The sequence below is a fragment of the Microbacterium esteraromaticum genome, from assembly GCF_900163815.1.
In the GTDB taxonomy this organism is placed as follows: Bacteria; Actinomycetota; Actinomycetes; order Actinomycetales; family Microbacteriaceae; genus Microbacterium; species Microbacterium esteraromaticum_B.
Map to the genome: position 1 here is coordinate 223,905 of NZ_FUKO01000019.1, position 25,243 is coordinate 249,147.

The 25,243-nt window shown below is 66.1% G+C and carries 24 protein-coding genes and 2 riboswitches; of the genes, 14 read left to right on the forward strand and 10 right to left on the reverse strand.

The genetic code is table 11. The annotated features are described in order from the left end of the window. Nucleotides 1-9: 9 nt before the first annotated feature. The 4 genes from cmtR (at nucleotide 10) to FM104_RS06565 (ending at nucleotide 2,830) form a co-directional block, all read left to right on the forward strand. Complete coding sequence (gene cmtR, locus FM104_RS06550) at nucleotides 10-369, forward strand: Cd(II)/Pb(II)-sensing metalloregulatory transcriptional regulator CmtR (protein ID WP_087130638.1); 360 nt, start codon at nucleotides 10-12, stop codon at nucleotides 367-369. Then, the gene (locus tag FM104_RS06555; RefSeq protein WP_179206701.1) at nucleotides 342-1,052 is read left to right on the forward strand and encodes a cation transporter; all 711 of its coding nucleotides are present in this window, start codon (nucleotides 342-344) and stop codon (nucleotides 1,050-1,052) included. Before cmtR ends, FM104_RS06555 begins: the two co-directional genes overlap by 28 nt. A gap of 66 nt (nucleotides 1,053-1,118) precedes the next feature. After that, nucleotides 1,119-1,718 carry an alpha/beta fold hydrolase gene (locus tag FM104_RS06560; RefSeq protein ID WP_256971545.1) on the forward strand — a complete coding sequence of 200 codons (600 nt, stop codon included), beginning with the start codon at nucleotides 1,119-1,121 and terminating at the stop codon, nucleotides 1,716-1,718. Nucleotides 1,719-1,741: 23 nt separating this feature from the next. After that, a complete protein-coding gene (locus FM104_RS06565) occupies nucleotides 1,742-2,830 on the forward strand; it encodes a tellurite resistance/C4-dicarboxylate transporter family protein (protein WP_256971546.1) in 1,089 nt (362 codons plus the stop codon). Nucleotides 2,831-2,837: 7 nt separating this feature from the next. On the opposite strand, the gene FM104_RS06570 is transcribed toward FM104_RS06565, so the two are convergent. The 4 genes from FM104_RS06570 to FM104_RS06585 form a co-directional block, all read right to left on the reverse strand. Continuing rightward, nucleotides 2,838-3,413, reverse strand: a complete 576-nt coding sequence (locus FM104_RS06570; RefSeq protein ID WP_087130640.1) for a 1-acyl-sn-glycerol-3-phosphate acyltransferase — start codon at nucleotides 3,411-3,413, stop codon at nucleotides 2,838-2,840. A gap of 120 nt (nucleotides 3,414-3,533) precedes the next feature. Continuing rightward, nucleotides 3,534-3,824, reverse strand: a complete 291-nt coding sequence (locus FM104_RS06575) for a Fe-S cluster assembly protein HesB (protein ID WP_087130641.1) — start codon at nucleotides 3,822-3,824, stop codon at nucleotides 3,534-3,536. Nucleotides 3,825-3,982: 158 nt separating this feature from the next. Next, entirely contained in the window at nucleotides 3,983-4,417 is a 435-nt protein-coding gene (locus tag FM104_RS06580) for a hypothetical protein (RefSeq protein ID WP_087130642.1), read from the reverse strand. Between the two features lie 66 nt (nucleotides 4,418-4,483). Beyond that, nucleotides 4,484-4,990 carry a DUF6328 family protein gene (locus tag FM104_RS06585; protein WP_087130643.1) on the reverse strand — a complete coding sequence of 169 codons (507 nt, stop codon included), beginning with the start codon at nucleotides 4,988-4,990 and terminating at the stop codon, nucleotides 4,484-4,486. Nucleotides 4,991-5,064: 74 nt separating this feature from the next. On the opposite strand from FM104_RS06585, the gene FM104_RS16475 reads away from it, so the two are divergent. Then, entirely contained in the window at nucleotides 5,065-5,223 is a 159-nt protein-coding gene (locus FM104_RS16475; protein ID WP_179206702.1) for a hypothetical protein, read from the forward strand. A 5-nt stretch (nucleotides 5,224-5,228) separates the two neighbouring features. Here FM104_RS16475 and FM104_RS06590 read toward each other — a convergent pair whose 3' ends face one another. Continuing rightward, nucleotides 5,229-6,701, reverse strand: coding sequence for a DHA2 family efflux MFS transporter permease subunit (locus FM104_RS06590; RefSeq protein WP_087130644.1), 1,473 nt, complete (start codon nucleotides 6,699-6,701; stop codon nucleotides 5,229-5,231). Nucleotides 6,702-6,903: 202 nt separating this feature from the next. Between FM104_RS06590 and FM104_RS06595 the strand changes: the two genes are divergently transcribed. Beyond that, nucleotides 6,904-8,793, forward strand: coding sequence for an ABC transporter ATP-binding protein (locus FM104_RS06595; protein ID WP_087130645.1), 1,890 nt, complete (start codon nucleotides 6,904-6,906; stop codon nucleotides 8,791-8,793). A gap of 13 nt (nucleotides 8,794-8,806) precedes the next feature. On the opposite strand, the gene FM104_RS06600 is transcribed toward FM104_RS06595, so the two are convergent. The 5 genes from FM104_RS06600 to FM104_RS06620 form a co-directional block, all read right to left on the reverse strand. Beyond that, nucleotides 8,807-9,964 carry a cysteine desulfurase family protein gene (locus tag FM104_RS06600; protein WP_087130646.1) on the reverse strand — a complete coding sequence of 386 codons (1,158 nt, stop codon included), beginning with the start codon at nucleotides 9,962-9,964 and terminating at the stop codon, nucleotides 8,807-8,809. A 1-nt stretch (nucleotide 9,965) separates the two neighbouring features. Then, a complete protein-coding gene (nadC, locus tag FM104_RS06605; RefSeq protein ID WP_087130647.1) occupies nucleotides 9,966-10,817 on the reverse strand; it encodes a carboxylating nicotinate-nucleotide diphosphorylase in 852 nt (283 codons plus the stop codon). Beyond that, on the reverse strand, nucleotides 10,814-12,313 hold the full coding sequence (gene nadB / locus FM104_RS06610) for an L-aspartate oxidase (RefSeq protein ID WP_087131166.1): 1,500 nt from the start codon (nucleotides 12,311-12,313) through the stop codon (nucleotides 10,814-10,816). Before nadB ends, nadC begins: the two co-directional genes overlap by 4 nt. An 11-nt stretch (nucleotides 12,314-12,324) precedes the next feature. Beyond that, nucleotides 12,325-13,641: a quinolinate synthase NadA gene (nadA, locus tag FM104_RS06615; RefSeq protein WP_087130648.1), complete on the reverse strand. Its 1,317-nt coding sequence runs from the start codon at nucleotides 13,639-13,641 to the stop codon at nucleotides 12,325-12,327. Nucleotides 13,642-13,859: 218 nt separating this feature from the next. Then, nucleotides 13,860-14,525 carry an NUDIX hydrolase gene (locus tag FM104_RS06620; protein WP_256971547.1) on the reverse strand — a complete coding sequence of 222 codons (666 nt, stop codon included), beginning with the start codon at nucleotides 14,523-14,525 and terminating at the stop codon, nucleotides 13,860-13,862. A gap of 73 nt (nucleotides 14,526-14,598) precedes the next feature. Continuing rightward, nucleotides 14,599-14,692: riboswitch (glycine riboswitch) on the forward strand. A gap of 1 nt (nucleotide 14,693) precedes the next feature. After that, a riboswitch (glycine riboswitch) is annotated at nucleotides 14,694-14,801 on the forward strand. Nucleotides 14,802-14,853: 52 nt separating this feature from the next. Between FM104_RS06620 and gcvT the strand changes: the two genes are divergently transcribed. The 8 genes from gcvT (at nucleotide 14,854) to FM104_RS06660 (ending at nucleotide 25,221) form a co-directional block, all read left to right on the forward strand. Further along, the gene (gene gcvT / locus FM104_RS06625) at nucleotides 14,854-16,026 is read left to right on the forward strand and encodes a glycine cleavage system aminomethyltransferase GcvT (protein WP_256971548.1); all 1,173 of its coding nucleotides are present in this window, start codon (nucleotides 14,854-14,856) and stop codon (nucleotides 16,024-16,026) included. Next, entirely contained in the window at nucleotides 16,023-16,400 is a 378-nt protein-coding gene (gene gcvH, locus FM104_RS06630) for a glycine cleavage system protein GcvH (RefSeq protein WP_087130651.1), read from the forward strand. Before gcvT ends, gcvH begins: the two co-directional genes overlap by 4 nt. A gap of 56 nt (nucleotides 16,401-16,456) precedes the next feature. Further along, on the forward strand, nucleotides 16,457-19,306 hold the full coding sequence (gene gcvP / locus FM104_RS06635) for an aminomethyl-transferring glycine dehydrogenase (RefSeq protein WP_373407841.1): 2,850 nt from the start codon (nucleotides 16,457-16,459) through the stop codon (nucleotides 19,304-19,306). A 157-nt stretch (nucleotides 19,307-19,463) separates the two neighbouring features. Beyond that, nucleotides 19,464-21,089 carry a peptide ABC transporter substrate-binding protein gene (locus FM104_RS06640; protein WP_087130653.1) on the forward strand — a complete coding sequence of 542 codons (1,626 nt, stop codon included), beginning with the start codon at nucleotides 19,464-19,466 and terminating at the stop codon, nucleotides 21,087-21,089. Nucleotides 21,090-21,166: 77 nt separating this feature from the next. Continuing rightward, the gene (locus FM104_RS06645) at nucleotides 21,167-22,099 is read left to right on the forward strand and encodes an ABC transporter permease (protein ID WP_087130654.1); all 933 of its coding nucleotides are present in this window, start codon (nucleotides 21,167-21,169) and stop codon (nucleotides 22,097-22,099) included. Beyond that, entirely contained in the window at nucleotides 22,086-23,030 is a 945-nt protein-coding gene (locus tag FM104_RS06650; protein ID WP_087130655.1) for an ABC transporter permease, read from the forward strand. Before FM104_RS06645 ends, FM104_RS06650 begins: the two co-directional genes overlap by 14 nt. After that, on the forward strand, nucleotides 23,027-24,676 hold the full coding sequence (locus FM104_RS06655; RefSeq protein ID WP_087130656.1) for an ABC transporter ATP-binding protein: 1,650 nt from the start codon (nucleotides 23,027-23,029) through the stop codon (nucleotides 24,674-24,676). The genes FM104_RS06650 and FM104_RS06655 overlap by 4 nt, the downstream gene beginning before the upstream one ends. Beyond that, nucleotides 24,676-25,221, forward strand: a complete 546-nt coding sequence (locus tag FM104_RS06660) for a PH domain-containing protein (RefSeq protein ID WP_087130657.1) — start codon at nucleotides 24,676-24,678, stop codon at nucleotides 25,219-25,221. The genes FM104_RS06655 and FM104_RS06660 overlap by 1 nt, the downstream gene beginning before the upstream one ends. Nucleotides 25,222-25,243: the final 22 nt, after the last annotated feature.

Sequence of the window (25,243 nt, forward strand, 5' to 3'; positions counted from 1 at the left end):
AGTCATCACATGCTGACCATTTCTTCGCGCGTCGACGTCATGAACCGGCTAGGCCGCGCCATGGCTGATCCGACGCGCTCCCGCATCCTGCTGACGCTGCTGAACGGTCCCGGCTATCCGGCCCGGCTTGCGTTCGATCTCGGATTGACGCGCACGAACGTCTCCAATCATCTGGCCTGTCTGCGCGGATGCGGAATCGTCGTCGCCGAGCCGGAGGGAAGACAGACCAGATATGAGATCGCGGATCCGCACCTCACGGTCGCGCTGACCGCGCTGGTCGACGCGACACTCGCCGTGGACGAGAACGCTTCCTGTGTCGATCCGACATGCACAGTCGCCGGATGCTGCGACCCGGAGGCTCTGGCGTGACCGCCGTAGCCGTTCTCACACCGACGCGTACCGCGGTGCTTCGACGGAGGATCAGGATCGTCGTTGCGATCACGATCACCTGGAATGTCATCGAGGCCGCGATTGCGCTGATCGCGGGGAACATCGCATCCTCGGCAGCCCTGATCGGCTTCGGCCTCGATTCCATCGTCGAGGTCCTCTCTGCCGCGGCGGTCGCTTGGCAGTTCGCCTCGCCGACACCCGAGAAGCGCGAGAAGGTCGCGCTGCGCATCATCGCCGTGTCGTTCTTCGGCCTCGCCGCATACGTGTCCGTCGACGCCGTGCTATCGCTGACGGGGCTGCACGACCCCGAGCATTCGCCTGTGGGAATCGCGATCGCGACACTGAGTCTGATCGTGATGCCCTTCCTGAGCTGGTTCGAACGGCGCACTGGCCGCGAACTCGGCTCAGCGTCAGCGATCGCCGACTCGAAGCAGACCCTCATCTGCGCATATCTGAGCGCTGCTCTGCTGGCCGGCCTGCTGCTGAACAGCCTGCTGGGCTGGGCGTGGGCAGACTCCGTGGCGGCTCTGGTGATCGCTGTCGTCGCCGTGCGCGAGGGTATCGAGGCGTGGAAGGGCGACGCCTGCTGTGCCACGCCCGTGACCATGCTGACCGGTGAACGCGACGCCGAGGGATGCCAAGACGACTGCTGCGCGCACTGATCCCACGGCGCGGGACTTGTCTGCCTGAGACTGCATGAATACGGTTGATCTGACAACCGAAGAATCATGACCGATACAGGAGCGCACCCGATCGTGACCCAGCTGAGCATCTTCGAGCCCGAGGGCCGTGCCGTGCCATACGTCGACGAGGGCGAGGGGCCCGTCTCGCTCGTGCTGATCACCGACCGCGACCTGAAGGCCGATGGCCTCGGCGTCATCTCGCACTACCTGGCTGAGGAAGCCGGCTTCCACGTCGTGCGCATCGGCTCTCGCGCAGCATCCGACGCAGCACTCAGCAACAGCGAGCGCGCCGCAGACGCCATGGCAGTGATCGACCACCTCGGCCTCGCCGACACCTGGATCGGCGGTCACGGCTTCGGCGGCACCGTTGCTCGCGTGTTTGCGGCCGAGCACATCGACCGGGTCAACGGACTCCTGCTGCTCGGCGTCGAGAACGCGCAGATTGCTCTCGCGCCCGCCATCCCCGTGCTCATCATCCAGGCCGAGCACGACGACGTCACCCCCGCGGCCAATGCGGAGCAGCTGCAGGCGACCGCACCCGAGCGTGCGAGCATCACCCGCATCTCCGGCGCCGATCACCTCTTCCCTGCGACGCACCCCATCGACACCGCCGTGGTGATCGAGGAATACCTCGACTGGGACTGATCCGCACGAGAGAGGCGAATGCTGTGGAACATGCAGAATTCGTGCCGCATGACCGCACATCGCACGCACGCCACCCGATAGCGCATCTCGCCCCCGGCTACTTCGCCGCGGTCATGGGCACCGGAATCGTCTCGATCGGCCTGCACGACGTGGGCGCTCTTGCGTTCTCGCAGGTGATGATGTGGATCGCCGCGGTGCTCTATGTCGTGCTGTGGGTGCTCTACATCTGGCGTGCAATCGCCTTCAGTCATGAAGTTCTCGCCGATCTGCGCAATCCGGAGATCGCTTTCGCCTACTTCACGGTGGTCGCGGCTACCGATGTGCTCGGCGTGCGACTCGCTCAAGACGGCATGATGGCCGTCGCGATCCCGCTGTTCCTGCTGGCGGGCGCGCTCTGGTTCGTCTTCGGCTATCTGCTGCCGTGGCAGGTGCTCATGACCCGTGACGGCAAGCAGATCCTCGCCCGCGTGAACGGCACCTGGTTCATCTGGGCCGTGGCGAGTCAGTCGCTGGCCATCGGCATGTCGCAGCTGCGCCCGCAGGTGGACACGTCCGTCGCGCAATGGGTGGGTCTGCTCGCCGTGCTCGCCTGGTCAGTCGGGGTCATCCTGTACGCGGCCATGGCGATGCTCGTGCTGCTGCGGGTCGTGCACTTCGGCGTCACCCCGCAGCAGTTCGACCCCGCCTACTGGGTCGCGATGGGTGCACTTGCGATCGCGGTCGTCGCCGGAGCGAACATCGTGCAGATGGAGCGCACGCCGCTCGTCGACGCTGTGCGCCCGCTGATCGCGGCGACGGTGGTGATCTTCTGGGTGTTCTGCCTCTGGCTCATCCCGTTGCTGGTGGGTGCCGGCTTCTGGCGGCACGCCGTGCACCGCGTGCCGCTGCGCTACGTGGCCACGCTGTGGTCGATGGTGTTTCCGATCGGCATGTTCGCCGTGGCCTCGATCTCGCTCGGCACCGCCGATGAACTGCCCGCCGCAGGTGCGGTCGGCCGCGTCGCACTCGTGGTCGCGGTGATCGTCTGGGCGGTGGTCTTCGTCGGGATGCTGCACCGCGTGACTTTGTCGCTGTGGAGCGCCAAGCCTCGCCCCGCGAGGAACGGCGCCTGAGCAGACGTCAGGCCTGCTCCGCCTCATCTCGCAGACGCGGTTCGATGCGGTTCTGCGGACGCAGGCCCGACTTGTCGCCGTAGAAGTCACGGATGCGATTCATATCGGCGGAGATATCGCCGGTGAGTACCAGCGTGGGGCCGAGGCCCGTGGTCATCGTCGTGCGATCGACGTAGCCGAGCGTCACCGGCATCCCGGTCTCGCGAGCGATGCGATAAAAACCCGACTTCCAGTGCGTGTGCCCCCGCCGTGTGCCGTCGGGGGTGACGACGAGCCCGAACACCTCTCCGGCCTTCACCTGGGTGACCACGTCTGTGACGACGCGCGTGGGATCAGCGCGATCGACGGGGATTCCTCCCATCGACCGCATGATCGGTCCGCGCCAACCCGCGAACAGGCTGCTCTTGCCCAGCCAGCGCACATCGATGCCCAGGCGCCAGGAGATCGCGAGCATGAGCACGAAATCCCAGTTCGATGTGTGCGGGGCGCCGATCAGAACTGTCGGCTCTGAGGGGGCGGGCTCGGTCTTCAGCGTCCAGCGGCTGCACTTCCAGAACAGGCGGGACACGAGGCGGCGAAGCATCCCTCCACGCTAGGGCAGTCGGCATGCGTTGCGCGGTATACGGCGCCGGATGCTGAAGACGTCTCAGGACGCAGAAGAGCCGCCGTCACGAATGACGGCGGCTCTTCTCGTGCACATGGGTCAGACGGGCTGCGGGAGGAGTGTGAACGACACAGCTCCCTGCTCGTCGACTGTGGCATCGAGCACCTTGCTGTCCAGCGCCTCGGCAACGGCCTGCTCGAGGAAGACGCGGATCGCCTCATCGCCGATGACCTCGTCACCTGGCTCGGGAGTCGATGCGATCGTCACCGCGAAGCGCGGCTCTTCTTCGGTACCCGACGAATGGATGCGCAGTCCGGCATCCGGCGTCGTGCTCTGCTGCGCGACGATGGTCGCGGCAATCGTGTTGGCATTCTCGGTGAGGGTGAGCATCCAGCTTTCCTTCCGGTTGCGAACACCGCACCATTCGGAGCGGTGTCCCGGCCACGATTCCTCACCCGCGCGATGCATTCAACCTGGGGACCCTGACTCTGAGGGGTTTCACATGTTCTGGCCGTGCAGCGCTCCTGCGAAGGGTGCCGGGTGGATGCTCAGCCAGCAGCCTTGCGAATGTGCTCGGCAATCTTCTTCTCGGTCTGCGGCGTCAGCGCGAGCAGAGCAAAGGAGGTCACCCAGAGGTCGCCGTCGTCAAGCTGCGCCGCCTCTTCGAATCCGATCGTCGCGTAGCGGCTGGTGAACTTCGACGCGGCCTTGAAGAAGACGACGATTTTGCCCTCTGCCGTGGCGTAGGCGGGAAAGCCGTACCAGGTTTTCGGGACCAGGTGAGGCGCGACCTCCGTGACGATCCGGTCGATTCCCTCGGCGAGCACGCGGTCGTCATCCGGCATCGCGTCGATCGCCTCGCGCACTGCTTTTTCGCCAGCAGCGCGGCTCTTGCCCGCCTTCTCCTGCGCACGCACCTCTGCGGCACGCTGCTTGACAGCGTCGCGTTCGTCTTTCGACAGTCCAGCGGTTTTCTCAGCCATGGCGGGCCTTTCATCGGGTGCATTGTGCGGTCATCGCGCAGTGAAAGCCACGCTACGCGTCAGCGGTCACTTGCGGGTCTCGAATCCGGGTGGATCGAGCGATCGGCGCCGCAACATCATCGGGATCGCGATCCAGAGCACCACGATCGCAATCACTCCGCCAGCGCCGGCAACGAGCGCGGCGGTGCGGCCGATGGCGATATCCATGATCAGCACGGTCACGCCGACCGTCACCGCACCGATCACGACCAGGTTCGCCTGCATCACCCGGTGCGCGACTCGCACGAGCAGTGGCTTGCGACGCTGCCTGAACAGCAGACGATGCATGCCCACCGGAGCGAGCGCGAGTATCGTCGCGGTCGCAGCGAGCAGCACGAGCGTGACATAGAGGCCGCGCTGCAGGTCATCCAGCTTCGGGAACAACGGCTGAAATGCGACGGCCAGCAGGAACCCGGTGAGGATCTGAGTGCCGGTCTGCATGACGCGCAGCTCTTGCATGAGTTCGTCCCAGTTGCGATCCGCCCGTTCGTTGCTGGTCTCGTCGCGGCCGCTGTCCGACGTGTCAGTGGTCATGCGCGGGACTTTACACCGTGCCGCCGCCGATGCCGGCCGGAGCCGGGTCGCGCGTGGACGCGTAGCATCGAGGGATGAACGATTCGCAGAAGTCGCACGGCACGGAACCGCTCGCGGCGTTCCCCGGGCTTCAGATCCTCGGTGAGGAAAGCGACGCCGGGGCGTGCACCGACGGAATCTGCACACTGCCCGGTTCTTCGGCTCACGCTCCGGCGGTAGAGAAGACCGACTGAACCGCTCAGTGCGCGGCGTGTGCCGGCGCTTCGTCGTCGGTGTCCTCCGGCTTGCGGATGAGGAAGGCGCCGACGATCGTGACGGTCGCGATGATCGCTCCGATGGTGAGTGACACACGCGTCGCCGAAGCGACTGCTGCCGGGACCTCGGTGCCGCCGCCTGCCGCGGATACCGTGGTGAAGACTGCCATCATGACGGCGATGCCGGCCGCTCCCGCAACCTGCTGGATCGTGCCGATGACCGCGCTGCCGTAAGAGTAGAACTTCGGCTTCAGCGATGCCAGCGCCGCAGTGAACAGTGGAGTGAACGACAGCGCGAGACCGACCGACAGGAACGTCTGCGCGACCAGCACCAGCCACACCGAGCTGTCGACGGTGAGCGTCGTGAACATCCAGAGCATCGATGCTGCCAGGATCGATCCGGGAACGAGAAGGATTCGAGTGCCGCGGTTGTCGTAGATTCGACCGATCACGGGACCCAGAAGCCCCATCGCGAGGGCGCCCGGGAGTACGACCAGCCCAGCATCCGCCGCCTTGAGCTCAAGCCCATCCTGCAGGAACAGCGGGATGATCGTGATGCTGCCGAAGAACGCGAGTGACAGCAGGAACATCTGGGCCATCGCGAGCGAGAAGTCCTTCGAGAGGAAGATGCGCAGATCCAGCAGCGCATCATCCTCGCGCTGCAGCACGAGCTGTCTCCAGACGAACAGCGCGAGAGCGACGACGCCGACGACGAGCGCGATCGTCAACGGAACGGCGCTCGCGCCGCTGCCGAGACTGCCGATCTGGCTGAGTCCGTAGACGAGACCGCCGAAGCCGAATGCCGACAGAATGATCGAGAGCACATCGAGGGGAGCTTGCATGGTCTCGCCGACGTTGGTCAGAAAACGCCAGCCGATGAGCATGGCGACGAGTGCGATCGGCAGGACGACGACGAAGATCGCACGCCAGCCGAAGTGATCGAGCAGGAAGCCCGACATCGTCGGACCGAGCGCCGGGGCCAGCGAGATCACGACGCTGACGCGACCCATCATGCGGCCGCGGGAAGCCGCCGGCACGAGGTTCATGATCGTCGTCATCAGCAGCGGCATCATGATCGCCGTGCCGGATGCCTGCACGACCCGTGCGACCAGCAGCATCGGGAACCCGATCGAGGCAATGGCGAGCAGGGTGCCGGCAGAGAACAGTGAAAGAGCGGTGAGGAACATCTGCCGCGTGGTGAAGCGGCGCAGCAGGAAACCGGTCGTCGGAATGACCACGGCCATCGTGAGCATGAACGCGCTGGTGACCCACTGCGCGGCGAGCGGCGTGATCTGCAGATCGGAGATGAGATGCGGGATCGCCATGCCCATGGTCGTCTCGTTGAGGATGGCGACGAAGGCGGCGATCAGCAGCACCCAGATGACCGCCATGTCCTTGCGGGGGATGGCACCCGAGCTCTTGGATATTGCGGTGGACCCGGTGTGAACGGCAGACATGGGTCTCCTCGAAGAAACTGCGTTGTGAGAACGGGGCGCCGACGGCGGTCGGGTTGCCTACATGACCTGCGACAGGCAGAACGGCCAGCCTCCCAGCTTAACCCCGTTGCAGTCGCTCGTATTCCCGTTCGCACACGAATTCTTTCGCCGCATCCCGCGCGCTGCGACGACGGTCACCGCGCACTAGCCTGTGGGAATGAGCATGGGTGGCCCGCGCGGCGGGGGAGTCCCGGGATTCCGCGGTGTCGACGAGCGCGCGCAGCGGCAGCGCAACGCTGAAGCGCCGAAGATCGCGGGCCTCGGGAAGCGAGTGGTCTCGCTGTTCACCCCGTACCGGGTGCGCTTGAGCATCACCGCGCTGCTGGTCGTCGTCGGGGCAGGTGTCGCTGTGATCCCGCCGTTGCTGGTGCAGAGGGTGTTCGATGATGCGCTGTTCCCGGCTGGTTCCGCGAGCCCGGAGATGCCTTTGCTCATCCTGCTCGTGAGCATTATGGTCGGGCTCTTCCTGCTGTCGGCGGTCTTGGGCGTGGCGCAGACCTGGCTCACGTCGACGGTCGGCAACGAGGTCACCGGTGATCTGCGGGTGCGGCTGTTCGACCACCTGCAGTCGATGGAACTGGGCTTCTTCACGCGGACCAAGACGGGTGTCATCCAATCGCGCCTGCAGAACGACGTCGGGGGTGTAGCGGGAGTGCTGACCAACACGGTCACCAGCATCCTCGGCAATACCGTCACCGTGATCGCCTCGCTGGTGGCGATGATCCTCATCGATTGGCGACTCACGCTCATCGCCATCGCGCTCATGCCGTTTCTCGTCGTCGTGCAGCGCCGCGTCGGCCAGGTGCGTGCGCGCATCGCCGCCGAGACGCAGGAGTCGCTTTCCGAGCTCACGAGCATCACGCAGGAGACGTTGAGCGTCTCCGGCATCCTGCTGTCGAAATCGTTCAACCGCCAGCGCGCGGAGTCTGTGCGGTACCGGAGCGAGAACGGCAACCAGGTGCGGTTGCAGATCAAGCGCGCCATGAGCGGCCAGGGGTTCTTCGCCGTCGTGCAGGTGCTGATGTCGAGCGTGCCCGCGGTCATCTACCTGGTCGCCGGATTCTTTCTCAGCGGCGGTGCTCCCGACATCACAGCGGGCGCCATCGTCGCCTTCACCACCGTGCAAGCCCGTCTGCTCATGCCGCTCATGGGGCTCATGCGCGTGGCGCTGGACGTGCAGACATCCGCGGCGCTGTTCGCGCGCATCTTCGAGTACCTCGACATGGTTCCGCAGATCAGCGATGCGCCCGATGCGATCGATGCGTCGGACGCCCCAGGCCCTCGTGGCCGGATCGAGTTCGAGAACGTCGTCTTCCGATACCCGGATGCCGGACCCGATGCGCGACCCACCCTTGACGGCATCTCTTTCACGGCAGACCCCGGGAGCCACGTCGCGTTCGTCGGGCCGTCGGGGGCAGGCAAGACGACAGTGCTGTATCTCGCCCCGCGGTTCTACGAGGCGGTCGCCGGGGTGGTGCGCTTCGCCGGCGAAGACGTGAAGAAGCTGCGACACGAGTCGATCATCGACGAGATCGGCATCGTGTCGCAGGAGACCTATCTCTTCCACGCGACCATCGGCGAGAATCTGCGCTACGCGAAACCGGATGCCACGGACGAAGAGCTCGAGCGCGCGTGCCGCGCCGCGAACATCCACCACGTCATCGCTGGTTTCGAGCACGGCTACGACACCGTGGTGGGGGAGCGCGGCTACCGGCTCTCGGGCGGCGAGAAGCAGCGCATCGCGATCGCCCGGGTGCTGTTGAAGGACCCACCTGTGCTGCTGCTCGATGAGGCGACCTCGGCACTGGACACGGTCTCGGAGCGGGTGCTGCAGGAGGCCCTGGATGCTGCTTCGAGGGGCCGCACGACTCTGACGATCGCGCACCGCCTGTCGACGATCGCGTCGGCCGACGTGATTCATGTCATCGAGCACGGACGCATCGTGGAGTCCGGGGCGCATGCCGAGCTGATCGCGAGAAACGGCCTCTATGCAGAACTCGCGGCGCAGCAGATCGCCGCATCACGCATCGGCGTCGACGCCTCTGATCTCTGATTCATGCAGGTTCTCAGGCGACCGCCGTGACGGAGGCGGCGACAAGGGATGCCAGCTGCGCGGGCGACTCCGCAGGCAGCGGCGTGCGTCCGAACGTGAAGCGCACAGCTGTCTGCGCGGTGGCGGCGGGAACACCCAGGGCCAGCAGCACGGGGGACGGTTCATCGCTGCCGGCCGCGCACGCGGAGCCGCTCGATGAGATGACACCACGGCGTTCGAGCTCGAGCAGCACTGCTTCGCCGCTGACGGCTGCGAAAGTGAAGCTGGCGAGGTTCGGCAGCCGATGGTCGGGAGAGCCGGTCAGCGCAGCACCGGGGACAGTCGCGAGCACAGTGCCGATGAACTCCTGCGTCGCGGCGGCGATGGCATCCGCATACTGTTGACGCTCCGCCTCGGCGAGGTCCAGCGCGGTCGCCAGCGCTACTGCCCCTGCGACGTTCTCGGTGCCGCTGCGGCGACCGCGCTCCTGCCCGCCGCCGTGCAGCAGCGGCTCCACCGGCACGCGTGAACGCACGCCGAGTGCGCCGATGCCCTTGGGGGTGCCGAGCTTGTGGCCGGCGATCGAGATCGCATCGGCCCCGAGCTCGCGCAGGTCGAGCCAACCCGCCGACTGGACCGCATCCACATGCACCGGTACGCGGTGCGCGCGTGCGGCGGCGATGAGCGCCGCGGCATCCTGCACGGTGCCCACCTCGTTGTTCGCGTGGCTGAAGCTCACCAGCGCGGGGGAGGAGCTCGCGGTATCCCTGCGCTCCAGGGCCGCGACCAGATCGCCAGCGGCGACCACTCCGCACGCGTCCACCGGCAGCTTCGTGACGTGCACTCCATGCAGGCGGCGCAGGTAGTCCACGGATTCCAGGATCGACTCGTGCTCGATCGGCGTGGTGATCACGTGACGGCGTGCGCTGTCGACCTGGAGTGCTCCGAGCATGATGCCCTTCACGGCGAGATTGTTCGACTCGGTGCCGCCGGAGGTGAAGATCACGTCGCCCGCGCGCATGCCCAGCGAGGCGGCGACGCGGGTGCGTGCCCATTCCAACGCCTCGGCGGCAGCTTCGCCGACCGTGTGATGGCTGGAGGGATTGCCGTACACGCCGGTGAGATAGGGCTGCATCGCCGCGAGCACCTCCGGGCGCACCGGAGACGTGGCAGCGTGGTCGAGATAGAGCACGTCAGCGGATCCGCAGGTCGAGGCCCAGATCCAGTGCGCGGGCGGAATGCGTGAGCGCGCCGACCGAGATGACCTGCACGCCAGTCTCGGCGATCGCGCGCACAGTGTCGAGGTTCACTCCACCCGAAGCTTCGGCCGTTGCACGACCGGCGATGAGTCCCACGCCCTCGCGCAGCTGCTCGGGTGAGAAGTTGTCGAGCAGCACCGTGTCGGCGCCGCCGTCGAGCACAGCTGCGATCTGGTCGAGCCGGTCGACCTCGACGATCACGTGCGTCGTATGCGGAAGCCGGCTGAGAGCGTCTCGAAGGGCGACGGCCAAGTCCTGCCCGCTTTGACGAAGCACGGCAAGGTGATTGTCCTTGGCCATCACGGCATCCGACAGCGACCGCCGATGGTTGCTTCCGCCGCCCGACACGACGGCATGCCGCTCGAACTCCCGCAGCCCCGGTGTCGTCTTGCGGGTATCGGCGATGCGCACGTCCGTGCCGGCGACCGCATCGACGTAGGCCGCGGTGAGGGTCGCGATCCCGGTCATGCGCTGGGTGAAGTTCAGCGCGACGCGCTCGGCGGTGAGGATGCTGCGCGCATTGCCGACCACCGAGGCCAGCACGTCGCCCGTGCTGAACCGGTCGCCGTCGGCGAAATGCAGGTCGACCCGCACGGCGGGATCGGTGAGCGCGAAGGCGCCGGCGAAGACATCACCACCGCTGAAGACGCCGTTCTCGCGCGCGACGAGATCGGCGGTGGCCTCAGCATCCGCTGGCAGCAGTGCGGTGCTGGTGATATCACCCCACGGTGCGTCTTCCTCGAGGGCGGCGGCGACAGCGCGGTGCAGTGTGGCGGGTGTGATCATGAGACTCCGATCAGGGCGGGCGAGTCGGCGGTCGCGCGAAAATGCGCACCGAGTGAGTCGGTGCGGCGCAGAGCAGCGGATGCCATGGCATGCGCGACCGCAAGCAGATTGGCGTCTTCTTGAGCGGTGACGGGGTCGGCAGCCGAGTGCGACGATCCCTGCCACTCTTCCAACGTCGCGACTGCCTCTTCGAGCCCCGCGGTTTCGCGACGCAGCCCCACCCGCTCCCACATCAGCTGCTGCAGCGCTCGCCGCGAAAACGGCGGCACGTCCACGTTCCGGTCGCAATTCGTCCCGCATCCCGACGCGTCGGGCGGGACGGATCGCGACCGGAACGGCGAGGCAGTGGCCACTGCGAGCGATTCAGCCGCGCCGGCACCGAAGACAGCACCCTCCAGCAGCGAGTTCGAGGCGAGGCGATTGGCGCCGTGCACCCCGGTGCGGGCAGTCTCGCCGACGGCCCACAGGCCCGGCAGCGAGGTGCGGCCATCGATGTCAGTGACCACCCCGCCCATCAGGTAGTGCGCGGCGGGCGTGATCGGCACCGGCACGTGGGACCAATCGATTCCGCGGCGACGCAGCTCGGCGTCAATGGTCGGAAACCGCTGCGCCAGAGCCGAGCCGCCCAGAGCGGTCGCATCCAGCAGCACCGGCATTCCGTGCTCCTGCGCGCGCTGTGCGACAGCGCGGGCGACGACGTCACGCGGTGCGAGTTCGGCATCCGGATGCTCATCGAGCATGAACCGCCGACCGTCGGCATCCACCAGCACGGCGCCCGCACCGCGTACTGCCTCGGAGATCAGGAACGGTTCGTCTCCGGCCAGCACCGTCGGGTGGAACTGCACGAATTCCAGATCGTCGACGAGCGCGCCGGCGCGCAGCGCCATCGCGATGCCATCGCCGGTGATCTCTGCGGGATTCGTCGTATGCGAGAACAGCTGCCCGGCGCCGCCAGTGGCGAGCACGACGGCATCCGCGCGATGTTCGGTACCGTCCAGCGAGCGGATGCCGCACACCCGACCGTTCTCGATGATCAGATCGGTCGCGAACGCGCCTTCTCGCACGCGCGCCGTCGTGGCGCGCAACCGGGTGATCAGCGCCTGCGAGATAGCCGCCCCGGTGGCATCGCCGCCGGCGTGCGCGATGCGCGGCAGACTGTGCGCCGCCTCGAGACCGAGGGCGAGTGCGCCGTCATGCGTGCGGTCGAAAGGCGTACCGCTGTCGACGAGCGCTGCGATTGCGGCAGTGGCTCCGTCTACGAGCGCTGCGATCGCCCTGGCATCGCCATGGCCGTTGCCGGCATGCATCGTGTCGAGTGCGTGCAGTGCGGCCGAGTCGCCCGGTCCGTACGCCCCGGCGATTCCGCCCTGCGCGTGCGCCGTGCAGCCATCGCCCAGCACGCCTTTGACGAGCACCTCGACGTCGTGCCCGATCGCGTGTGCGCGCATCGCCGTGACGAGTCCGGCGATGCCGGCTCCGCCGACGAGGACCTTCATCGGGGCCGGGTTCATCGGGGCTTGGCCGCCAGCATCCGCTCGAGAGCGACGCGTGCGGGCTTCGCCACGTCGTCCGACACCTGGATCCGGTTCTGCACCTTTCCGGCGACGAGCTCTTCCAGCACCCAGGCCAGATACCCGGGGTGGATGCGGTACATCGTCGAGCATGGGCAGACCACTGGGTCGAGGCAGAAGATCTTGTGCTGCGGATGCTGCGCAGCCAGGCGCCGCACCAGGTTGATCTCGGTGCCGATCGCGAACGTGGTCGGTTCGGTGGCCTCGGCGATGGCACGGCGGATGTATTCGGTGGAGCCCGACTCGTCAGCGGCATCCACCACTTCCATCGGGCACTCGGGGTGCACGATCACGCGTACCCCGGGGTGCTCGCTGCGCGCTTGTTCGATCTGGTCGACGGTGAAGCGCCGGTGCACCGAGCAGAACCCGTGCCAGAGGATGACGCGACTGTCCTGCAGCTCGTCGGCGCTGGAGCCGCCCAGCGGCCGGCGCGGATTCCACATCGGCATCTGCGACAGCGGCACACCCATCGCCTTGGCAGTGTTGCGACCGAGGTGCTGATCGGGGAAGAACAGCACACGGTGACCACGGGCAAAGGCCCACTCCAGCACGGTGAGCGCATTCGACGAGGTGCAGACGATGCCGCCGTGCCGGCCGACGAAGCCCTTGATCGCCGCGGAGGAGTTCATGTAGGTGACGGGGATGACTGGTACCAGGCCATCAGCATCCGGCTGGTCGAGCGGCCCGAGCACGTCGGCGAGCCGCTCCCAGCAGTCCTCGACCTGATCGATGTCAGCCATATCAGCCATCGAGCATCCGGCCGCGAGATTCGGCAGAATCACCGACTGCTCGGGCTGGGAGAGAAGATCGGCCGTCTCGGCCATGAAGTGCACGCCGCAGAAGATGATGGCCTCGGCATGCGGATGCTCGAGGGCAGCATTCGCCAGTTGGAAGGAATCGCCCACGTAGTCGGCGTGCCGCACCACTTCTTCACGCTGGTAGAAGTGTCCGAGCACGACGGCACGGTCGCCGAGGGTCTGCTTCGCCGCGACGATGCGCGCCTCGAGGTCTTCTTCAGAGGCTTCGCGGTACGCAGCAGGAAGCTCGCCCTGACGCGGGGCTCCGGTGGGAATGACATCGCCCATCGAGGAGCCCGGGCCGTAGCCGGGGCGCGTATCGAAATCCCACGGACCAGCGGCGAGGTCGGTTGAGCAGGTCGACTCGGTCGAAGCGCCGGTCACGATCGCCTGAATCGCGTGATCGACCGAGGCGTCGACCGAGGTGTGGATGAGGGGGAGAGTGGACGTTGGCATTGCAGCCGCCTTCTGGTCACTTCGACACTTACTGTGCGTGGTGCCAGATTATGTCACTGTGACCAGAACTGCAATCTGCTGTCCGGCATCCGCTCTCCCTCAGCACGGATGCAGGGAGTCTGAACGCTTGACGAGAGGTTTCGCGGCGTGTCGCCCTGCATCCGTACTTTCTCCCTGCATCCGTGCGGGGGAGAAAGGGTTAGGGCGGAGCCGGCGGCTCAGTCGCTCGCCAAGTACCGGTACAGACGGGCCGGGCGGTGCTTGCCGGTGCGGAACGACTCCGTCGGGATGAGTTCGTCTGAGCCCTCCAGCAGGCGACGGAAGTTCGAGGGATCCAAGCGCCTGCCGAGCACAGCCTCGTAGACCTCGCGCAGCTCGGTCAGCGTGAACTCATCCGGCAGCAGACCCGCGGCGATCCGGCTGTAACCGACCTTGTTCCGCAGACGCCACAGCGCGTAGTCGGCGATGCGATGGTGATCGAAGGCGAGCGCTGGCAGCTCATCCACATCGAACCACTCCACGTTCTCCGGGGCGCCGGATGCCGCGCGCTGCGCATCGACGAGGTCCGAGCGCAGCAGCGCCCAGTAGACGATGGCGATGGCACGAGTGGGGGCCCGGTCGACATCGCCGAAGGTGTAGAGCTGTTCGAGATAGGCAGGCTTCAGCGCCGTGGTTTCTGCGAGAGTGCGGGATGCCGCAGCATCCAGATTCTCGGTCGGGTCGAGCCAACCGCCCGGCAGCGCCCACGAACCCTGATGTGGAGCACGCGTGCGACGCACCAGCGACAGCATCAGCCGATCGCCGTCCGGTGCTGTGCGCAGCGAGAAGATGACTGTCGAAACGGCGACCCGGATGGCGTCGAGCTCGGGATGGTCTCCTGTCACATCCCCGAGCATATGCGGTCGGCATTCCGGCTGTCCGGCGGCTATCATGTAGGCATAACTGAACACAGGCCGTACGACCTGTGCGGGAGAGCCCGGTGAATGCGACCGGGCACCGAAGGAGCAAGCCTCCCCGCCAATCTCTCAGGTATCCATACCGCTCCGGTCCGGCCGCTCTGAAAAGCGATGCTTCCGCATCCGCCGACGGTGAAAGCTCTTTTCGATGGCTCCGTGAGTCCGCCGAAGAGCGAAACTCTCAGGCCCGATGACAGAGGGGGAGTTCCGAAGACGACACAGGTGTCGTTTGCCCGATCCTGACCGGGAGAACTCCGTGACCGAACCCCGTTACACCCCGCTCCGCGAGCGCCATGAGGCACTCGGGGCATCCTTCACCGATTTCGGCGGCTGGCAGATGCCGGTGCGTTACACCTCCGACCTCGCCGAGCACCACGCCGTGCGTGCAGCCGCTGGCCTGTTCGACATCTCGCATATGGCGGAGTTCCTCGTCGACGGGCCCAAGGCCGCCGAGTACCTCGATTACGCGTTGGCAGGCCGCCTGTCGACCATGGCGATCGGCAAAGCGAAGTATTCGCTGCTGCTCGCCGAAGACGGCGGCATCATCGACGACGTCATCGTCTACCGACTAGGGGACGACCGCTTTCTCATCATCTCCAACGCCGGGAACCGGGATGCTGTCGCCGAGGCGCTGGCTACGCGGATCCGCCCCGTCGTGTTCGCCGCGACTGCCGATGTCCTGGGCGACGACGGCTCGTTCGGATTCATCAGTGGATCGCACGCAGTCGCTGTCGAAGACGTCTCAGACGCATACGGTCTGATCGCCGTGCAGGGCCCAGCCGCTGAGATGATCCTCGCGGCGACGGACGGCATCGAAGAGATCAGCACTCCCTGGTCCGAGCAGAAGTACTACTCGTGGGCGAGCGCCACCTACAACGGCAAGCCGCTGCTGCTCGCCCGCACCGGCTACACCGGTGAAGACGGCTTCGAACTGCTCGTGAGCGCGGCGGACACCGCTGCGCTGTGGGACGACCTGCTCGCTGCGGGAGAGCCGCACGGCTTGGTTCCTGCCGGCCTCGCCGCCCGCGACACCCTGCGCCTGGAAGCAGGAATGCCGCTGTACGGCCACGAACTCTCGCGCGACATCAAGCCCGCGCAGGCCGGATTCGGCCGCGTGGTCGCTGCCGACAAGGAGCGCTTCGTCGGCAAAGACGCGGTGGCGGCAGCATCCGATTCCCGGGTCCTCGTCGGTCTCACCGCCGAAGGCCGTCGTGCCGGCCGTGCCGGATACCCTGTCGTCGCAGAAGACGGCACCGTGCTCGGCGAGATCACCAGCGGTGCTCTCAGCCCGACTCTCGGCCATCCCATCGCGATGGCCTTCATCGACCCCGCCTCATCCGAAGCGGGTACCGAGCTTTTCCTTGATGTGCGGGGCACCAAGATCCCCGCAACCGTGACCGCACTGCCTTTCTACCGGAGGAAGAAATGACCGATCTCAGCACCCTCAAGTACAGCGAAGAGCACGAGTGGATCGCGTCCGACGGCGCGACCGTGACCATCGGGATCACCGACTTCGCAGCGAACGCCCTCGGCGACATCGTCTTCGTCGAGCTGCCCGAAGTCGGCACCGAGCTCAGCCGCGGTGACGTGTTCGGCGAGGCCGAGTCGACCAAGTCGGTCTCAGAGCTGTACTCACCCGTCGCGGGAACCGTTACCGAGATCAACGAGGCCGTCGTCGATGACCCGGCTCTGCTGAACGCCTCGCCGTTCGAGGATGCGTGGCTGATCAAGGTCGAGGTCGCCGACGGCGCGCTCGACGGACTGCTCGACCGCGACGGCTACGTCGCCATCACGGAAGGCTGAGAGTGACCGCTTTCGCCGACCGTCATATCGGAATCACTGCCGACGCCGAACAGCGGATGCTGGATGCGCTCGGTCTGACACACTCACCTGACCAGCCGATCGAAGGGGCCGAAGACCGCGTAGACCCGCTTGAGCAGCTGATGCGCCAAGCGGTGCCGGACTCGATCTTCACCGAATCGGGCGAATCGGGCATCCCGCTTGCGGCTTCGGAGGCCGAGACGCTCGCTGAACTGCGCGAGCTGGCTTCGCGCAACACCGTCAACCGGGCCATGATCGGCCTCGGCTACTACGGCACCTTCACCCCGAGCGTGATCCAGCGCAACGTCCTCGAGAACCCGTCGTGGTACACCGCTTACACGCCCTACCAGCCCGAGATCTCGCAGGGGCGTCTGGAAGCGCTGATCAACTTCCAGACGATGGTCTCCGACCTCACAGGTCTGTCGACCGCGAACTCGTCGATGCTCGATGAATCGACGGCCGTCGCCGAAGCGATGCTGCTCGCCCGTCGCGCCTCGAAGGCGAAGAACAACGTCTTCGTCGTCGACGCTGATGCGCTGCCGCAGACGAAGGCACTGCTTGCCACCCGTGCGGATGCCGTCGGCATCGAGCTCATCGAGCGCGACCTCGCCGCGGGAGAAGAACTGCCGGCCGAACTGTTCGGTGTCTTCGTGCAGTACCCCGCCGCATCCGGTCGCATCTGGGACCCGAGCGCCGTGATCGACGCGGCTCATGTCGCCAACGGCATCGCCATCGTCGCCGCCGACCTGCTCGCTCTCACGCTGCTGCGCTCGCCAGGTTCGCTCGGCGCCGACGTGGCGGTGGGCACCACACAGCGCTTCGGCGTGCCGATGGGCTTCGGCGGCCCCCACGCGGGGTACATGGCGGTGCGCGCAGGACTCGAGCGCCAGTTGCCTGGTCGCCTTGTCGGCGTCTCGCAGGATGCCAGTGGCTACCCCGCGTATCGCCTTGCGCTGCAGACCCGCGAGCAGCACATACGCCGCGAGAAAGCCACGTCGAACATCTGTACCGCGCAGGTGCTGCTTGCCGTGATGGCGTCGATGTACGCCGTCTATCACGGGCCGGATGGGCTGCGTGCGATCGCGGCGGAGGTCGCCGGCAAGGCGGCGCTGCTGCGCGACTGGCTCGCTGATGCCGGAGCATCCGTCGTGCACGAGGACTTCTTCGACACCCTGAACGTCCGTGTCGAAGGCGAAGCCGCTGCGATCGTCGAACGCGCGCATGGCGCCGGCATCCTGCTGCGGCTGGTCGACGCCGACACCGTCGGCATCGCGGTCGACGAGACAACCACCTTCACCGATCTGCATCGCACCGCGCTGCTCTTCGGCGGCAAGGAGGAGCGCGTCTTCGGCTTCTTCGGTGCGGGTTCGACCGGCGCGCTGCCGGAGAGCCTGCTGCGCGAGGACGAGTACCTCACTCACCCGGTCTTCCACTCGCACCGCTCCGAGACGGCGATGATGCGCTATCTCAAGCAGCTGGCCGACCGCGACTACGCGCTCGACCGCGGCATGATCCCGCTGGGCTCGTGCACCATGAAGCTGAACGCCGCGACCGAGATGGCCTCGATCACCTGGCCGGAGTTCGCGCAGCTGCATCCGTTCGCCCCGCGCGAGGACGTCGAGGGGTCGCTGGCAATGATCGACCAGCTCGAGGCCTGGCTCGCCGAGGTGACCGGCTACGACGCGGTTTCGCTGCAGCCGAACGCCGGCTCGCAGGGCGAGCTCGCCGGTCTGCTCGCGATACGCGGCTATCACCTCGCGAACGGCGATGATCAGCGCACCGTGTGCCTGATTCCGTCGTCTGCGCACGGCACGAACGCGGCATCTGCGGTGCTCGCGGGCATGAAGGTCGTTGTCGTCGCGTGTGACGAGCTCGGCAACGTCGACCTCGATGACCTGCGCGCGAAGATCGAAGTGCATGCTGATGCGCTGTCTGCGCTGATGATCACGTACCCGTCGACCCACGGCGTCTACGAGGAGCAGGTCGTCGAGATCAACGCCGCGGTGCACGCAGCCGGCGGTCAGGTCTATGTCGATGGCGCCAACCTCAATGCGCTGCTCGGATATGCCCGTTTTGGTGATCTCGGGGGCGACGTCTCGCATCTCAACCTGCACAAGACGTTCTCGATCCCGCACGGCGGTGGCGGCCCCGGTGTCGGGCCGGTCGCGGCGAAGGCTCACCTCGCACCGTTCCTCCCGGGCCACCCGCTGGCGCAGAAGGACGACCACGCGGGCGGCTACGTGTTCGAGGGCGGCGCCGTCTCCGGCGCGCCGTACGGCTCCGCCGGCGTCCTGCCGATCTCATGGTCGTATATCCGGATGATGGGCGCGGAAGGCTTGCGTCAGGCCACGGCCGCGGCCGTGCTGTCGGCGAACTACGTCGCAGCGCGCCTGGGCGACCACTACCCGGTGCTGTACACCGGTGAGCAGGGTCGCGTCGCGCACGAGTGCATCCTCGACCTGCGTCCGCTCAAGGAGGCAACCGGCATCACTGTCGACGACGTCGCCAAGCGACTCATCGACTACGGCTTCCATGCGCCGACCATGTCTTTCCCGGTTGCGGGCACGCTGATGGTCGAGCCGACGGAGTCCGAGGACCTCGAGGAGGTCGATCGGTTCATCGATGCGATGATCAGGATCAAAGCCGAGGCGGATGCTGTGGCAGCGGGCATGTGGCCGTCTGATGACAACCCCCTGGTGAACGCTCCGCACACTGCGGCCAGCCTCATCTCGGGGGAGTGGGATCACTCGTACACCCGTGAAGATGCCGCGTACCCCGTGCGCGAGCTGATCATGACGAAGTACTGGCCGCCGGTGCGCCGGATCGACCAGGCCTATGGCGACCGGAACCTCGTGTGCGCCTGCCCGCCGATCGAGGCGTTCGCCTAGATTCGGCTGTCCACGCGGCCGGGCACTGCTCGAAGGTCTCTGCTCAGTAACGGTTGATTAACAGACCTGTCGTTCAGTGCCCTGGCCGTCTAGCCTCAATACATCACGGTATGTTCGGGGATGAACGTACCTGCCCCCCGTCCACAGGAGGACACGAATGAAGCGAAACAAGATCACCCTAGCCGGGGTGGGTCTGCTCACTGCCGGTGCGCTGGCACTGGCTGGTTGCGCGAGCAATAACGACAAGCCCGACAGCGGAAACAGTGGAGACGGTGACGCCGCAGCGATCATCACCGCCAACGGCTCTGAGCCGCAGAACCCGCTGATCCCCACCAACACCAACGAGACCGGTGGCGGAAAAATCCTCGACGCGATGTTCGCAGGGCTCATCGGGTACGCCGCAGACGGCTCTGTGTTCAACGACGTCGCCGACGACATCTCGGTCGACGACCCGCAGCACCTCACGGTGAAGATCCGCGAGGGTCTGAAGTTCACCGACGGTGAAGAGGTCACTGCTGACAACTTCATCAAGGCGTGGAACTACGGCGCGCTGGCCTCGAACGAGCAGCTCTCCAGCTACTTCTTCGAAGACATCGAGGGCTTCAGCTACGACGAGGACTCCGAGCTCACCGGCCTTGAGCAGGTCGACGACTACACGTTCACGATCGCGCTCAACAAGCCCGCGTCTGACTTCGCGCAGCGCCTGGGCTACTCGGCTTACTACCCGCTGCCTGACGTCGCATTCGACGACATCAAGGCATTCGGTGAGAACCCGATCGGCAACGGCCCGTACATGCTCGACGGCGAAGGCGCTTGGCAGCACGATGTGGGCATCGACCTCGTCGTCAACCCTGACTACGATGGCCCGCGCAAGCCCGCCAACGGCGGCCTGAGCATCAAGTTCTACGCTTCGCAGGATTCCGCTTACCAGGATCTGCTCGGCGACCAGCTTGACGTTCTCGACGCGATTCCTGACTCGGCATTCGGAAACTTCGAGTCCGACCTGGGCGACCGTGCGGTCAACCAGCCGGCGGCCATCTTCCAGTCGTTCACCATCCCGGAGCGCCTCGAGCACTTCGGCGGCGAAGAGGGCAACCTGCGTCGTCAGGCGCTCTCGATGGCGATCAACCGCAAGGAGATCACTGACGTGATCTTCCAGGGCACCCGCACCCCGGCCAGCGACTTCACCTCGCCGGTCATCGATGGCTGGACCGACTCGCTCGAGGGCAGTGAAGTGCTCGACTTCAACGAGTCCAAGGCCAAGGAGCTGTGGGCCGAGGCCGACAAGATCAGCCCGTGGAGCGGCGAGTTCCAGATCGCGTACAACGCCGACGGAGGCCACCAGGCCTGGGTCGACGCCACTGTGAACTCGATCAAGAACACGCTCGGCATCGAGGCATCGGGTGCTCCGTACCCGACCTTCGCGGAACTGCGCGGCAAGGTCACCGACCGCACCATCACGACGGCGTTCCGCACTGGATGGCAGGCCGACTACCCCGGTCTGTACAACTTCCTCGGACCGCTCTATGCGACCAACGCGGGCTCGAACGATGGCGACTACTCCAGCGCCGACTTCGACAAGCTGCTCTCGGAGGGCATCTCCGCGACGGACGCTGGCGAGGCGAACAAGCTGTTCCAGGAGGCGCAGGAAGTTCTGCTGAAGGACCTGCCGGCCCTTCCGCTGTGGTACTCCAACGTCGTCGGCGGATTCGGCAAGGATGTCGACAACGTCGAGTTCGGCTGGAACTCCGTGCCGCTGTACACGCAGATCACGAAGAACTAACCCTCGGCAGACGATGAGGCGGTGGTGCCACACCACCGCCTCATCGTCTGTGCTTCCTACCCGAATGGAGGTCGAGGGTGGCTCTTTACATCCTCAAACGGATCCTGCAGGCCGTTCCCGTGTTCTTCGGCGCCACCCTGCTGATCTACTTCATGGTCTTCGCCATGCCGGGCGATCCGATCGCCGCGCTGTTCGGCGACCGCCAGCCCAACCCCGCGCTTCTCGAGCGACTGCGTGCGCAGTACCACCTCGATCAGCCCTTTATCGTGCAGTACTTCTACTACATCGCCGGCATCTTCCGGTTCGATTTCGGCGTGAGCTTCTCCGGCCAGCAGGTGACTGACATCCTGGCGCGAACGTTCCCCGTCACGCTGCGCCTGGCCGTCATGGCGGTCGGCATTGCCTTTGTGCTGGCGATCGTTATCGGACTCTTCTCGGCGCTCGGCAAGGGCGGCATCTTCGACAACTCGATGCTGGTCGTCGCGCTCGTCTTCATCGCCGTGCCGATCTTCGTTCTGGCCTTCCTCGCCCAGTACTTCCTCGCCGTGAAACTCGGGTGGTTCAGACCCACTGTGGGCGGCAACAACGACTGGGGCGATCTCTGGTTACCGGCGATAGTGCTCGGCGTGAGCGTGTATGCCACCAGCATGCGGCTGACCCGGGCGTCGACGATCGAGACGCTGGGCCAGGACTGGGTGCGAACCGCGTATGGCAAGGGTTTGTCGCGCAACCGCGTCATCCCCGTGCACGTGCTCCGCAACTCGCTCATCCCGATGGTCACCGACCTGGGAACCGTCTTCGGAGTGCTCATGGTGGGCGCGACAGTGACCGAGGGCATCTTCAACGTGCCGGGCGTCGGCAACACGCTGTACCAGGCGATCATCCGCGGCGAGAATCCGACGGTGGTCTCGTTTGTCACTGTGTTCGTCGTCGTCTATGTGCTCATCAACATCGTCGTGGATCTGATCTACGGCCTGCTCGACCCGAGGATTCGTTATGTCTCGTCCTGACGCACGCGCGGAGCACTTCGTCGCTCCCGTCGATACGACATCGATCCCGGTCGACGTCGTCCGCATTGACGCGAAACCCAGCAACCTCTGGCTGGATGCCTGGCGCGATCTGCGCACGAGGCCCCTCTTCTGGGTCTCGGCGGCATTTGTGCTGCTGGTGATCGTTGTCGCGGTGTTTCCTTCATTGTTCACGAATGTCGCACCGAACAACGGCTGCACTCTCTCGAAGAGCAATGGTGGTCCGCAAGCGGGCCATCCGCTGGGTTTAACTCGCCAGGGTTGCGACGTGTACTCCCGAATCATCTGGGGCGCACGAACCTCGGTCGTCGTCGGGCTGCTCGCCACCATCATCAGTACCGTCATCGGCATGATCATGGGCGCTTACGCGGGCTTCTACGGTGGTTGGCTCGACTCGCTGCTCTCGCGCATCGGCGACATCTTCTTCACCATCCCGTACATCATCGCGGCCATCGTCGTGATGTCGGTGCTGCCGAACCGCAACGAATTCGTGCTGGCCTTCGCCATCGGCGGGTTCGCCTGGGCGTCTACAGCACGCATCATGCGCGCCGAGGTGTTGCGGGTCAAACAGTCCGATTTCGTCATGGGGGCCGAGGCCGTCGGCCTGTCGCGCTTCCGCACTCTGCTGTCGCACGTACTGCCGAACTCGATGGCGCCGGTCATTGTTGTGGCGACACTCGCTCTCGCGGGCGCGATCGTCGCGGAGTCGGTTCTCTCGTTCCTCGGGGTCGGTCTCGGCGGCAGCACGATGTCGTGGGGCCTGGACATCAGCCAGGCGCAGACGAACATTCGCACCGCGCCGATGGCCCTGTTCTGGCCGTCGCTGGCGCTGACGTTGACGGTGCTGGCTTTCATCACACTCGGCGAGCTGCTGCGCGACGCCGTCGACCCGAAGGCGAGGGCCAAGCGATGAGCGAACCTCTTCTCAGCGTGCGCGACCTCAAGGTCGCGTTCCGCAGTGGAAAGCAGTCGCGCGAAGTGCTGCACGGCGTGACGTTCGATATCTTTCCGGGTGAGACTCTTGCGATCGTCGGCGAGTCAGGCTCCGGAAAGTCGACCACGGCGGCGGCCATCATCCGCCTGCTCCCCGGCACCGGTGAGGTGACCGATGGGCAGATCACGCTTGACGGCAAAGACCTCACGCGCGCGAGCCGTCGTGACATGGAGCGCATTCGCGGCAGTGAGATCGGCTATGTGCCGCAGGACCCGATGTCGAACCTGAACCCGGTGTGGTCGATCGGCTTCCAGGTCAAGGAGGCGGTTCGTGCGAACGGGTTGGCCCAGGGCCGCCGGGCTGTGAACGATCGTGCCATCGAGGTGCTGCAGCAGGCGGGCCTCGCCGACGCCGCACGGCGGATGCATCAGTTCCCCCACCAGTTCTCGGGCGGTATGCGCCAGCGTGCCCTGATCGGCATCGGCCTGGCGGCCGATCCGAAACTGCTCATCGCAGACGAGCCCACCAGCGCGCTCGATGTGACAGTGCAGCGAGTGATCCTTGACCATCTCGCCTCGCTCACCAGCGAGCGGGGGACCTCGGTGCTGCTCATCACCCACGACCTCGGCCTCGCAGCCGAGCGTGCCGACCGCATCCTTGTGATGAACCAGGGCGAGATCGTCGAAGCCGGTCCGAGTGCGGAGATTCTCGCGAATCCGCAGCATCCGTACACGCAGCGGCTGGTCGCTGCGGCACCCAGCCTCGCGTCGAAGCGCATCGGAGCGGGGCATGAATCGGCAGTTCCGCTTGCCGAGACCGGAACCGCGGCGGTGGTCGAGGTGCGTGATCTCGTCAAGGAATACTCGATCCGCTCGGGCGGTCTGCGCCAGGAGCGCTTCCGCGCCGTCGATGGCGTCTCGTTCTCGATTCCGCGCGGGAAGACGCTCGCGCTGGTCGGGGAGTCGGGCTCCGGGAAGTCAACCGTCGCGAAGATGCTGCTGCAGCTGGAGAAGCCGACCGACGGTGAGATCCTGATCGATGGCGCCGCTACCAGTACGAAGTCGCGCGCCGAGATCTTCCAGCTGCGTCGACGCATGCAGCCGGTTTTCCAGGATCCGTACGGTTCGCTGGATCCGTTGCGCAGCATCGGCAGCCTCATCACCGAGCCATTGCAGGTGCATGGCATCGGCACGAAGGATGAGCAGCATCAGCGAGCGTTGGATCTGCTGGAGCAGGTGGCGCTGCCGCGAGAGTTGGCGGGACGCTACCCGAATGAGCTCTCGGGCGGGCAGCGGCAGCGCGTCGCGATCGCCCGCGCTCTGGCGCTGAAACCCGACATCGTCGTGCTCGATGAGGCCGTGTCGGCGCTCGACGTGCTGGTGCAGGATCAGATTCTGCACCTGCTCGCCGACTTGCAGCGCGAGTTGGGGCTGACGTACCTCTTCATCACGCACGACCTCGCTGTCGTCCGTGTGGCGGCCGACCTGGTCTGCGTCATGGAGCAGGGCCGCATCGTTGAGCAGGGGACGGTCGACGACATCTTCGGCAATCCGCGTGAGGAATACACCCGACGGCTGCTTGACGCCATTCCCGGCGCATCGCTGCCGCTCGGCGGCGTGAGCTGATGGCGGGGCGGCGCGCACCGCGCGCCTTCCCCGCCACGGGCTCGCTTGTACTGCTGATCTTTTGCGCCGTCGTGGCGCTCGCGCTGCTGGTGGATGCCGCTGTGCGGTCGGGAACAGGCAATGCGCTGCTGCTCGCGCCGTGGCCGCTTCTCGTGCTGTGGGCGGTCTATGTCGCCGGGTGGGGCTCTGATGTGCGGGCGGACGAGAGCGGCGTGCAGGTGCAGAATCTGCTGCGCCGCATCTGGATGCCGTGGTCGCGCGTCAGCAAGGTGACCATGCGCTGGCAGTTGGAGATCACTCTCGACGACGGCCACGTCGTGCGCTGCTTCGGCGGCCCTGCACGCTCTCGTCCCCGTCGGCTCGCGCCGGGTCGGGTGAAAGAAGAAGTCACCGAATCCGACGACGGCATCGCCGCGCTGCGCAAGAAGCGCGCGGAGGCGCAGCAGACCGACGCGGGCGTGGAGCGCTCCTGGGACTGGACGGCCATCGGCGTCTTGGCCGCGCTGCTCATCTGGGCAGCCGCCGCCGTCGCGCTGACCCGCTAATCCCTGACCGTTTCCATGCGCG

What these genes read in the sequence shown, in the direction of transcription:
- cmtR (WP_087130638.1), top strand. Translation starts at nt 10, where the DNA reads ATGCTGACCATTTCTTCGCGCGTCGACGTCATGAACCGGCTAGGCCGC.
- FM104_RS06555 (WP_179206701.1), top strand. Translation starts at nt 342, where the DNA reads ATGCTGCGACCCGGAGGCTCTGGCGTGACCGCCGTAGCCGTTCTCACA.
- FM104_RS06560 (WP_256971545.1), top strand. Translation starts at nt 1,119, where the DNA reads ATGACCGATACAGGAGCGCACCCGATCGTGACCCAGCTGAGCATCTTC.
- FM104_RS06570 (WP_087130640.1), bottom strand. Translation starts at nt 3,413, where the DNA reads ATGCTTCGCCGCCTCGTGTCCCGCCTGTTCTGGAAGTGCAGCCGCTGG.
- FM104_RS06575 (WP_087130641.1), bottom strand. Translation starts at nt 3,824, where the DNA reads ATGCTCACCCTCACCGAGAATGCCAACACGATTGCCGCGACCATCGTC.
- FM104_RS06580 (WP_087130642.1), bottom strand. Translation starts at nt 4,417, where the DNA reads ATGGCTGAGAAAACCGCTGGACTGTCGAAAGACGAACGCGACGCTGTC.
- FM104_RS06585 (WP_087130643.1), bottom strand. Translation starts at nt 4,990, where the DNA reads ATGACCACTGACACGTCGGACAGCGGCCGCGACGAGACCAGCAACGAA.
- FM104_RS16475 (WP_179206702.1), top strand. Translation starts at nt 5,065, where the DNA reads ATGAACGATTCGCAGAAGTCGCACGGCACGGAACCGCTCGCGGCGTTC.
- FM104_RS06590 (WP_087130644.1), bottom strand. Translation starts at nt 6,701, where the DNA reads ATGTCTGCCGTTCACACCGGGTCCACCGCAATATCCAAGAGCTCGGGT.
- FM104_RS06595 (WP_087130645.1), top strand. Translation starts at nt 6,904, where the DNA reads ATGGGTGGCCCGCGCGGCGGGGGAGTCCCGGGATTCCGCGGTGTCGAC.
- nadC (WP_087130647.1), bottom strand. Translation starts at nt 10,817, where the DNA reads ATGATCACACCCGCCACACTGCACCGCGCTGTCGCCGCCGCCCTCGAG.
- nadB (WP_087131166.1), bottom strand. Translation starts at nt 12,313, where the DNA reads ATGAAGGTCCTCGTCGGCGGAGCCGGCATCGCCGGACTCGTCACGGCG.
- nadA (WP_087130648.1), bottom strand. Translation starts at nt 13,641, where the DNA reads ATGCCAACGTCCACTCTCCCCCTCATCCACACCTCGGTCGACGCCTCG.
- gcvH (WP_087130651.1), top strand. Translation starts at nt 16,023, where the DNA reads ATGACCGATCTCAGCACCCTCAAGTACAGCGAAGAGCACGAGTGGATC.
- gcvP (WP_373407841.1), top strand. Translation starts at nt 16,457, where the DNA reads ATGCTGGATGCGCTCGGTCTGACACACTCACCTGACCAGCCGATCGAA.
- FM104_RS06640 (WP_087130653.1), top strand. Translation starts at nt 19,464, where the DNA reads ATGAAGCGAAACAAGATCACCCTAGCCGGGGTGGGTCTGCTCACTGCC.
- FM104_RS06650 (WP_087130655.1), top strand. Translation starts at nt 22,086, where the DNA reads ATGTCTCGTCCTGACGCACGCGCGGAGCACTTCGTCGCTCCCGTCGAT.
- FM104_RS06655 (WP_087130656.1), top strand. Translation starts at nt 23,027, where the DNA reads ATGAGCGAACCTCTTCTCAGCGTGCGCGACCTCAAGGTCGCGTTCCGC.
- FM104_RS06660 (WP_087130657.1), top strand. Translation starts at nt 24,676, where the DNA reads ATGGCGGGGCGGCGCGCACCGCGCGCCTTCCCCGCCACGGGCTCGCTT.